We start from the raw sequence: 9,520 nt of genomic DNA on the forward strand, positions 1-9,520 counted from the left end.
ACAGTAGCGGTCGCCCGGCCCCCATAAGGGCATCGGGACGACGGTCGCGTCGCCGGCGGTGCCCGCGCGAAAGCTCCGGAACGGAGCTGATTTCCCGCCGTAGGATGCATCTGGCTTGGACGAGCGCGCCGCCGCCCCCGCATCGTCCACGGATGCGAAACCGTCCTGAAAACCACCTCTTCTACGGCGACAACCTCGCCGTCCTCCGCAAGGAGATCGCCGACGAGAGCGTCGACCTGATCTATCTCGATCCGCCGTTCAATTCGAACGCCAATTACGGCATCCTGTTCAAGGAACCCGACGGCAAATCCTCGAATGCGCAGATCGAGGCGTTCGAGGACACCTGGCACTGGAACGACACCGCCGAGGACGCCTTCGACCAGGTCGCGCGGAGCGGCAACACCAAGGCGTTCGACCTGCTCAACGCGATGCGCGGGTTTCTCGGCGACAACGACATGATGGCGTATCTGGCGATGATGGCGGTCCGCCTGCTCGAGCTGCACCGCGTGCTGAAGCCGACCGGCAGCCTGTATCTCCACTGCGATCCGACCGCGAGCCATTACCTCAAGCTGCTGCTCGACGCGATCTTCGGCAAACGCCAGATCGCGAACGAGATCATCTGGTGCTATCGGCGCTACACCGCGGCCAGCAACCGGTTCCAGCGGTTGCATGACACGCTGCTGTTCTACGGCAAGACCGACCAGCGTCGCTTCAACGACATCCGGATCCCGTATGGCGAGACGTCGGGCAAGAAGGACTCGCACTACCGACAGGACGACGATGGACGCTGGTTTCGCTGGCAGAAGCGCAAGAATGCCGAGCCCTATCGCATCTATCTCGCCGACGGGGTCAGGCTCGGCGACTGGTGGGACATCCCGATCATCAACGCGTCGTCCAAGGAGCGTCTGGGGTATCCGACGCAGAAGCCTTCGGCCCTGCTCGAACGCATCATCGCCGCCTCCTCAAACGAGGGCGACGTCGTGCTCGACCCGTTCTGCGGGTGCGGCACCGCGGTGCACGCAGCCGAAAAGCTGAAGCGGCAATGGATCGGGATCGACGTCACGCATCTCGCCATCTCGCTGATCGAGAAGCGGATGAAGGACGCGTTTCCCGCGGTCACCTTCACCGTCGAGGGAACGCCGAAGGATCTCGCCTCGGCGTGCGACCTCGCTCTCCGCGACAAATACCAGTTCCAGTGGTGGGCGGTATCGATGGTCGACGCGCTGCCGTTCGGTGGCAGGAAGAAGGGCGCGGACGGCGGGATCGACGGGCTGATCTACTTCAACGACCATGATCCCGTGTCGGGCAAGATGGTCACGCACCGCGCGATCGTGTCGGTGAAGGGCGGGCTCAATCCGGACACTGCGATGGTCGAGACGCTTGCCGCGACGATCGCGCGCGAAAAGGCACCGATCGGCATCCTGATCATGAACGCGAAGCCCACCCGCGAGATGGAACGCCGTGCCGCCGCGGTCGGCATCTATCGCGCCGGCGTCGACGAGACGTTTCCCAAGCTCCAGATCCTCACGCTCGCCGACCTGTTCCAGGGCAAGCGGCCGCGCATTCCCAACGTCGACCGCGCTGCCTTCCGCCGTGCCGCGCGCGAGGCGACGGCGCACCAGCCGAACTTGCTGTGAGTGCGCCGGAATGTCGTGATCGCCATCGCCCCGTCATCCTGACGAAAGTCAGGATCCAGAGCGACAAAAGGCTGTCCTCAATTATCCTGGATCCTGACTTTCGTCAGCATGACGGGCGGTGGTCCGGATGGCGGAACACTTGCGCACTGCGCCCTTGTTTCCATCACGTCGGACGACGATATCTACGTCTCGATCAACGGCCACGGGCATGACGCCTGTGACCGCGCATCGGCCGTGCTTTCCTTTTTCGCGAACCTGCGGTAAGGGCGCTCGTCCCGAAATTCCCCCAATTCAGAGATTATATTTGGCCAAGGAAGAACTGCTCGAGATGCGCGGCCGCGTGGTGGAACTCCTCCCCAACGCGATGTTCCGGGTTCAGCTCGAAAACGACCACGAGATTCTCGGTCACACCGCCGGCAAGATGCGCAAGAACCGCATCCGCGTGCTGGTCGGCGACGAGGTGCTGTGCGAACTCACGCCGTACGATCTGACCAAGGGTCGCATCACCTACCGCTTCAAATAAGCCCGTGGGTGCCTAGGCGCCTGCCGCTTCTATAACGAGGCACCAATGCTGGTCCTGGCCTCTTCCTCGCCCCGCCGCCGCGATCTGCTCGCACGGCTCGGCGTCGTGCCGTCGCGCGTGGAATCCCCTGACATCAACGAGAGCCCGCGCAAGGCCGAGCCGCCGCGCGCCTACGCGCTTCGCCTCGCGGTCGAGAAGGCCAGCGCCGTCGCGCGTGCGGAGGGCGAGATCGTCCTCGCCGGCGATACGACGATTGCGCTCGGCAGCCGCATCCTGCCCCCCGCCGACACGATCGAGATCCAGCGCGACCTGCTTGGCAAGCTGTCGGGCCGCCGCCACCATTGCCTATCCGTAGTCTGCGTGATCGACGCGACCGGCAAGGTGCGGACGCGGATCGCCGACACGATCGTCGCGTTCAAGCCGCTCTCCCCCGCCGAGATCGACGATTATCTCGCGTGCGGCGAAGGCCTCGGCAAGGCCGGCGGCTACGCGATCCAGGGCCGCGCGGAGGCGTTCGTCCGCTTCCTGTCGGGCAGCCATTCGGGCGTCGTCGGCCTGCCCCTGTTCGAAACGCGCGCGCTGTTGAAGACCGCGGGCGTCGCGCTTGCCTGATCCTGGGCCTGAATGGCTCTACGAAGCCGGCATCGGCGAAGCGCGCGCGGCTCTGGTGGACGATGATCAGATTATCGAAGCTGCGATCGAACTCGACACCGAGGCACTGAAGGTCGGTCTCGTCGCACGTGCGCGGCTCGTCGAACTGCTGCCGGGCCGCCGCGGTCGCGTCACGCTCGACGGCGGCGAAGTGCTGATCAACCACCTCCCCCAGGGCATCACGCAGGGCGCAAGCCTGACCGTCGAGATCGTCCGGCAGGCCCTCCCCGAAGCCGGCCGTGCAAAGCTGGCCAAGGCCGTTCCCAGCGATCTGCCGCCCTGCCCGGCTCCGACGCTGTACGAGCGCCTCGTGGCGACCGGCCTGCCCGTCCGCAGCCCTTGTGCGCACGAACCCGACGCGCTTGAGGCGGCAGGCTGGTCCGAACTCCTCGACGAAGCGACCAGCGGCGAGATCGTCTTCCCGCTCGGCGCGCTCCGCCTCTCGCCGACGCCCGCGATGACGCTGTTCGACGTCGACGGCGCGCCGCCGCTCGACACGCTCGCGATTGCCGCCGCGCATGCCGTCGCCCGCGCGCTTCGCCGACACGGGATCGGCGGCTCGATCGGCATCGATTTCCCGACGTTGCAGGGCAAGGCTCAGCGCAACGCCGTCGCCGCCGCAATCGACGAATCCTTGCCGCAGCCGTTCGAGCGCACCGCGATGAACGGCTTCGGCTTCCTGCAGATCGTTCGCCCCCGCCCCCGCGCGTCGATCCCCGAGATCCTCCGCAGCGATCCGGTCGGTGCAGCGACCCGCGCGACGCTCCGCACGCTCGAACGCACGCCACCGACCGCCTCGCGCTGCCATACCTTGCCCGCGGCCGTCCACGCACGCCTCATGGCGCGTCCTGCCTGGCTGGCGGAACTCGCGCGCCGCACGGGCGTCGTCCACGAACTGGAGAGCGCCTGATGACAACCGTCAAATGCCCGATTTGCGACCAGCCCGCGGCACCCGAATACAAGCCGTTCTGCTCGAGCCGCCACCGCGACCGCGACCTGTTGCAGTGGCTTGGCGAAGGCTATCGCATTCCCGGCCGATCAATTGCGCAAACGGGGCTGGACAGCGCTGAAGACGCCGACTAAACGCGCCCTTCCGATCGCAAGGTCGGACGCTTCTCCGGTCCCAGACCGGACGTGCCCGGATAGCTCAGTTGGTAGAGCATGCGACTGAAAATCGCAGTGTCGGCGGTTCGACCCCGTCTCCGGGCACCATTTTTCCCCGCTCCCGTTCGTGCTGAGTAGAGACCGAGTAGCTGCGTCAGCAGGGTATCGAGAGCGCGTATCGAAGCATGGGTTCCGCGCGCCAACCTGTCCTTCGATACGCCGCCTCGATACGCCGCCTACGGCGACTACTGAGGACGAACGGGAGGCGCGCTAGCACCCCGGCGCGGTCCGTTAGCGGCGGATGCGGGTGACGTGACCCATTTTCCGCCCCGGCCGCGCGGTACCCTTGCCGTACAGGTGCAGGTGCGCGCCGGGTTCGGCCAGCAGCTCCGCCCAGCGATCGGCATCGTCGCCGATCAGGTTCTCCATCGTCGCTTCACGTCCGGTCAGCGTCGTCGCGCCGAGCGGCAGGCCGCAGATCGCGCGGATGTGGTTTTCGAATTGCGAGCATTCGGCGCCTTCGATCGTCCAATGGCCGGAATTGTGGACGCGCGGCGCCATCTCGTTGAAGACCGGGCCGTCGGCGCCGACGAAGAACTCGCAGGCCAGCACGCCGACATAGTCGAGTTCGGCTGCGATCCGTTCGGCAAGCGCTGCGGCCTCGTCGGCCTGCGCCAGGACTGCGGCGGGTGCGGGGACCGTCGAGTGGCGGAGGATCGCGTCGCGGTGGACGTTGAGTGGTGAATCGTAGCGCGCGATGCTGCCGTCGAGGCCTCGGGCGATCAGGATCGAGAACTCGTGGTCGAACGGGACGAAGGCTTCTAGCACTGCGGGGCCGCCGATCGTGTCCCAGGCGGCTTGCGCGCCGTCGGGCGTGTCGATCTTGACCTGGCCCTTACCGTCATAGCCGAACCGCGCGGTCTTGAGGATGGCGGGGGTGCCGATCGCCTTCAGGCCCGCCTGCAGGCTTTCGAGGCTGTCGACCGCACCCCAAGGTGCCGGGCGGCCGCCGACGCTCTCCACGAAGCGTTTCTCGCCGATCCGCTCCTGCGCGACGCGGAGCGCACGCGGGCTCGGGTGGACGGGGACGCGGTCTGCGAGCCATTCCACGGGCTCGACTGCGATGTTCTCGAACTCGTACGTGATCACGTCGCAGGCATCGGCGAAGTCGGCGAGGACGATGCGGTTGTGGTAGTCGGCGCGCGTCATGGTCGAGGCGGACTGCGCGGCGACGCTCTCCTGGTCGGGCGCGAGGACGTGCGTGTGATAGCCGAGCTGGGCCGCGGCGGTCGCGAGCATGCGACCGAGCTGGCCACCGCCGAGGATGCCGATGGTCGATCCGGGGGGAAGCGGCGTCATGTCAGCGTCTTTCAGGCTATCGTCTTCAAGCGGGGGTCGGTGGCGACGGCGTCGGTCTGTGCGGCGCGCCAGGCTTTGAGGCGATCGGCCAGCGCATCGTCGGACGTCGCGAGGATCGCGGCGGCGAGCAGGCCGGCATTGATCGCGCCGGGCTTGCCGATCGCGAGCGTGCCGACCGGGATGCCGCCGGGCATCTGGACGATCGAGAGCAGGCTATCCATGCCCTTCAGCGCCTTCGATTCGACGGGGACGCCGAGTACCGGGAGGTGCGTCATCGAGGCGGCCATGCCGGGGAGGTGCGCCGCGCCGCCGGCGCCCGCGATCACAACCTTGAGACCGCGGTCGGCGGCGGTGGTCGCGTAGTCGTACAGGCGCTGCGGGGTGCGGTGCGCGGAGACGACTTTGGTCTCGTAGGCGACGTCGAGCGCGTCGAGCGTCTCGGCGGCGTGGCGCATCGTCTCCCAATCGGACGTGCTGCCCATGATGATGCCGACTAGAGCCACGATCGCCCCCTGATTCAAGGAGCGCCGTGCCTAGCGATGCGGGGGGGATTGGGCAATGTTTTGGTGGGTATGCTGCTCCCATCCCTGGAAGGGAGGGGTTGGGGGTGGGTCGGCTGCTTGGTGACCACGATATCCGCCAACTGGCCTACCCACCCCCGGCCCCTCCCTTTCAGGGAGGGGTGAAGTAAGAGACGTCGGTGTCAGCGCTCGCTCAAGTAGTAGCGGTCGGTGGCGGTCAGGTCGGCGTCGAGTTCGTAGACGATCGGCTGGCCGGTCGGGATCTCCAGGCTGGTGATCTCGTCGTCGGGGATGTTCGACAGGTGCTTGACCAGCGCGCGGAGCGAGTTGCCGTGGGCGGAGATCAGGATTCGCTGGCCGTCCTTCAGCGCGGGCGCGATCCGCTCGTCCCAGTAGGGGAGGACGCGCGCGATGGTGTCCTTGAGGCTCTCGGTCCTGGGGATCGCGATGCCGTCGTAACGCCGGTCCTTCGAGAGGTCGAACGCGCTGCCGTCCTCCAGAACGGGGGGCGGGACGTCGAAGCTGCGGCGCCAGATATGGACCTGCGCATCGCCGTGCTTGGCGGCGGTCTCGGCCTTGTCGAGGCCAGTGAGGCCGCCATAGTGACGCTCGTTGAGGCGCCAGTCCTTCTCGACCGGGAGCCAGAGGCGACCCATCGCCTCGAGCGCGATGTTGAGCGTCTTGATCGCCCGCGTTTGGAGGCTGACGAAGGTCTGGTCGAAGTCGAGGCCCTTGGCGGCCATCAGCTCGCCCGCGGCCTTGGCTTCAGCCTCGCCCTTGGCGGTCATGTCGACGTCCCACCAGCCGGTGAAGCGATTCTCTAGGTTCCAGGTGGACTGGCCGTGGCGGATCAGGACTAGGGTCGGCATTCGGGCTCCAGTAAAAAGAAGGTTAGGCAGGGTTAGGCCAACGCATGATCTTTTGTCTCATGGGCGACCTTCGCAATCTCCAGCCAACCCATTGAAATTGTTCTAGATATCGTCGATCATGTCGGCGAGCGTCTCCAGCATCGCATGCGCCAATGTTTTCGAGCGCTCGGGCGACCAGCCGAACTCGGGATCGGGGTTGGCATCGTGATCCTTGAACGGCATCTCGAGCGTCATCGACACCGCGCCGAAGCGCTCGGCGACTTGGTTGGTCGACATCGACAGGTTCGCAGACCCGGGCGCAGACTTGGGATAGCCCTTCTCGGTCTGGAAATCGGGCGTGTGCGCGGCGAGCCGCCGGCCGTAGTCGTAGAATTTCTCGCCGTGCGCGTCGGTCCAGGACGCGATGCCCTCGAACCCGGCGATGAAGTTCGCGGGGATCGCCTCGTCGCCGTGGATGTCCATCGCGACGTCGACGCCGGTCTGGTCCATCGCGTTGCGGACGCAGAGAACTTCGGGGCTCTTCTCAAGCGTGGGCGTATGCCATTCGCGATTGAGGTTCACGCCCACGGCATTGGTGCGCAGATGCCCGCGGCGCGTGCCGTCCGGGTTCATGTTCGGGACGACGTTAAAAGTCGCCTTCGCCAGCAGCGCGGCGGTGACCGGATCGGCCGAATCGGTCAACCGCTCCAGCGCGCCTTCCATCCACCATTCGGTCATCGATTCGCCGGGATGCTGGCGCCCGTAAATCCAGACCTGCTTGGGACCGCTGCCGATGGTGAAGCAGTCGATCGCCTGCCCGTCGAGCGACTGGCCGAGTTCGCGGTGCGCGACGCCCAGCAGCAACGCTGTGCGCGCGACCAGAGCCTCGTGCATCTCCATCGTGTACGGCGCGAAATAGGCGAACCAGGCGAGATCGGTATCGGCGGTGAAGTCGAATTCGAGCACGCCGTCGGCATAGCGCGTCTCGATCATCCGCCATGCCTGGCGATCGGTGCTGGCGCGCGTCTTGTAGCCCGGCCAGCCGAACGGATAGGCCGACTTGCACGCGTTGAGGATACGATAGGTCAGCGTCCGGCCTGCCGCGCCCGCCACGCGAAAATAGAACCACTGGAAGAAGTCGGACTGGTGATCCGTGACGATCTCCAGGTCGATTCGGTCCCCGTCGATGGCGACAACACGGATGTTGCCGCCATCGAAGGCTGCGTTGATGGTGACGGGAGTAGCGGCGGGACTCAATGTTTCGGCGTTCATTTCACCTGAATAGTGCGACCGGACTCGCCGGGGAACCCCATGAACAAGGCGCGGGCGAGCTTCGTGGCCTGGATATCGGTGCGTGCGTCCTCCTTGCGGGCGTCGGCGAACGACTGCGCGCGACCTTCCCAGACGGGCGACTGATCGGCGGTGCGCTTGATCGTCACCGACAGCTCGGACACGAGGATCGCGGTGCTCCCGCCGCCGCCGATCGGGAAGCCGACCCCGCCGCCGAGACCGACGCCGCCACCGCCACGACCGCCGCTGAAGCCGCCGCCGCCCAGACCGATGCTGATCGGCGAGCGCTTGGGTGGGCCAGCCTGCGTGGTGCGGGTGAAGGCAACAGTCGCGACGAGCAGCGGCTTCGCGCCGGGTGCCGGGACGCTGTACCCGGCCTGGAGCAACTGGCCCTGCACGGCGGCGGCATAGGTCTTGAACTCGATACTGGCCGGGCCGCCGGAGGTCAGCGGCTGGACCGCGATCGTCCCGCGGTCGATCGGTTCGCCGAGGTGATAGCGCAGCACCTCGGTCGGAGGCAGCGACGGGCCGGTCGCGCACGCGGTGAGGGATGCGCCTGCCAGCGCCAGGACCAGGATCGAACGTACCGCCATCGGGACTTCCTTAGAATGTTGCGCTATAGTAACGCTCCGACCAGCCGAGTGGGTTCCCGGATGGGAGGCCCTCTTCGGGTAGGAGCGTGTCCGTTGCTTGACTTGGACACACCCCGCCATTAGGCGATCCCGTCTTTCCGCACACCTAGATTTGAAAAGAAGCGAATCGATCATGAAGATCCGCAATTCCCTGAAGTCGCTCAAGGATCGTCACCGCGATAACCGCGTGATCCGTCGTCGTGGCCGTACCTACGTCATCAACAAGACCAACCGTCGCTTCAAGGCACGCCAGGGCTAACCTCCTATCTTGCTGAAGAGGGGGAAGACCGCCGTCATTTTCGACGTCGGTCGCGTCCTTTACGACTGGGATCCGCGGATCCTGTACGAGCGCCTGATCGACGACGATCGGGCGCTCGACGCGTTCCTGCGCGATGTCGTGACGATCGACTGGCACTTCCAGCACGACGCTGGCCGTGACTTCGCCGACACCTCGGCGGAGCTGGCCGCGCTGTATCCCCAGCATGCCGCGCTGATCGCCGCCTGGGGGCCGCGATTCAACGAGAGCATCGGTGCGCGAATCGCGGGCATGCACGAGATCGTCGAAGAGCTCGATTCGGCCGGCGTGCCGCTGTTCGCGATCACGAACTTCAGCCACGAGTTCTGGCCACCCTTCCGCGCGCGTGAAGCCGCGCTGTTCGACCGGTTCCGCGACGTCGTCGTGTCGGGCGAGGAGAAGATGGTGAAGCCGGATCCGGCGATCTATCGGCTGGCGCTGAAGCGATTCGGGTTGGCGGCGGAGGACGCGGTGTTCGTCGACGACAATGCGGCGAACGTGGCGGCGGCGCAGGCGTTAGGGATTGAATCGGTGCTGTTCACGGACGCGGCGGATTTTCGTGCGCGGTTGGTCGAGCTGGGGCTCCCGATCGCGGCCTGACCTACCGCCGCCTTCGTCAAAGTTTGTTTCCCCGCGAAGGCGGGGACCCAGTCTGCGCGA

At 66.2% G+C, this 9,520-nt stretch carries 12 protein-coding genes and 1 tRNA gene; 8 read left to right on the forward strand and 5 right to left on the reverse strand.

Annotation, left to right across the window (positions count from 1 at the left end; genetic code table 11):
- Positions 1 to 152: 152 nt before the first annotated feature.
- The 6 genes from H8S47_RS18215 (at position 153) to H8S47_RS18240 (ending at position 4,023) form a co-directional block, all read left to right on the forward strand.
- Positions 153 to 1,637, forward strand: a complete 1,485-nt coding sequence (locus H8S47_RS18215; RefSeq protein ID WP_187505193.1) for a site-specific DNA-methyltransferase — start codon at positions 153 to 155, stop codon at positions 1,635 to 1,637.
- Between the two features lie 304 nt (positions 1,638 to 1,941).
- Complete coding sequence (gene infA / locus H8S47_RS18220; protein WP_031441079.1) at positions 1,942 to 2,160, forward strand: translation initiation factor IF-1; 219 nt, start codon at positions 1,942 to 1,944, stop codon at positions 2,158 to 2,160.
- 45 nt (positions 2,161 to 2,205) lie between these two features.
- On the forward strand, positions 2,206 to 2,772 hold the full coding sequence (locus H8S47_RS18225; protein WP_187505194.1) for a Maf family protein: 567 nt from the start codon (positions 2,206 to 2,208) through the stop codon (positions 2,770 to 2,772).
- A gap of 52 nt (positions 2,773 to 2,824) precedes the next feature.
- On the forward strand, positions 2,825 to 3,721 hold the full coding sequence (locus tag H8S47_RS18230) for a ribonuclease (RefSeq protein WP_235983047.1): 897 nt from the start codon (positions 2,825 to 2,827) through the stop codon (positions 3,719 to 3,721).
- Positions 3,721 to 3,894, forward strand: coding sequence for a DNA gyrase inhibitor YacG (locus H8S47_RS18235; protein ID WP_187505196.1), 174 nt, complete (start codon positions 3,721 to 3,723; stop codon positions 3,892 to 3,894). The genes H8S47_RS18230 and H8S47_RS18235 overlap by 1 nt, the downstream gene beginning before the upstream one ends.
- A gap of 53 nt (positions 3,895 to 3,947) precedes the next feature.
- Positions 3,948 to 4,023, forward strand: a tRNA-Phe gene (locus tag H8S47_RS18240).
- Between the two features lie 183 nt (positions 4,024 to 4,206).
- On the opposite strand, the gene H8S47_RS18245 is transcribed toward H8S47_RS18240, so the two are convergent.
- The 5 genes from H8S47_RS18245 to H8S47_RS18265 form a co-directional block, all read right to left on the reverse strand.
- Complete coding sequence (locus H8S47_RS18245) at positions 4,207 to 5,274, reverse strand: 5-(carboxyamino)imidazole ribonucleotide synthase (RefSeq protein ID WP_187505197.1); 1,068 nt, start codon at positions 5,272 to 5,274, stop codon at positions 4,207 to 4,209.
- Between the two features lie 11 nt (positions 5,275 to 5,285).
- Entirely contained in the window at positions 5,286 to 5,756 is a 471-nt protein-coding gene (gene purE, locus H8S47_RS18250; protein ID WP_187505201.1) for a 5-(carboxyamino)imidazole ribonucleotide mutase, read from the reverse strand.
- A 221-nt stretch (positions 5,757 to 5,977) separates the two neighbouring features.
- Positions 5,978 to 6,664, reverse strand: coding sequence for a 2,3-diphosphoglycerate-dependent phosphoglycerate mutase (gene gpmA, locus H8S47_RS18255; RefSeq protein ID WP_187505198.1), 687 nt, complete (start codon positions 6,662 to 6,664; stop codon positions 5,978 to 5,980).
- Between the two features lie 102 nt (positions 6,665 to 6,766).
- Positions 6,767 to 7,915, reverse strand: a complete 1,149-nt coding sequence (locus H8S47_RS18260; protein ID WP_187505199.1) for a M14 family metallopeptidase — start codon at positions 7,913 to 7,915, stop codon at positions 6,767 to 6,769.
- Entirely contained in the window at positions 7,912 to 8,526 is a 615-nt protein-coding gene (locus H8S47_RS18265; RefSeq protein WP_187505200.1) for a DUF4136 domain-containing protein, read from the reverse strand. Before H8S47_RS18265 ends, H8S47_RS18260 begins: the two co-directional genes overlap by 4 nt.
- 172 nt (positions 8,527 to 8,698) lie before the next feature.
- On the opposite strand from H8S47_RS18265, the gene ykgO reads away from it, so the two are divergent.
- Positions 8,699 to 8,824, forward strand: coding sequence for a type B 50S ribosomal protein L36 (gene ykgO, locus H8S47_RS18270; protein ID WP_003046794.1), 126 nt, complete (start codon positions 8,699 to 8,701; stop codon positions 8,822 to 8,824).
- 9 nt (positions 8,825 to 8,833) lie between these two features.
- A complete protein-coding gene (locus H8S47_RS18275; protein ID WP_235983046.1) occupies positions 8,834 to 9,460 on the forward strand; it encodes an HAD-IA family hydrolase in 627 nt (208 codons plus the stop codon).
- The last annotated feature ends 60 nt before the right edge of the window (positions 9,461 to 9,520 follow it).

Origin of the sequence: Sphingomonas albertensis (assembly GCF_014358075.1) — a bacterium.
Taxonomy (GTDB): domain Bacteria; phylum Pseudomonadota; class Alphaproteobacteria; order Sphingomonadales; family Sphingomonadaceae; genus Sphingomonas; species Sphingomonas albertensis.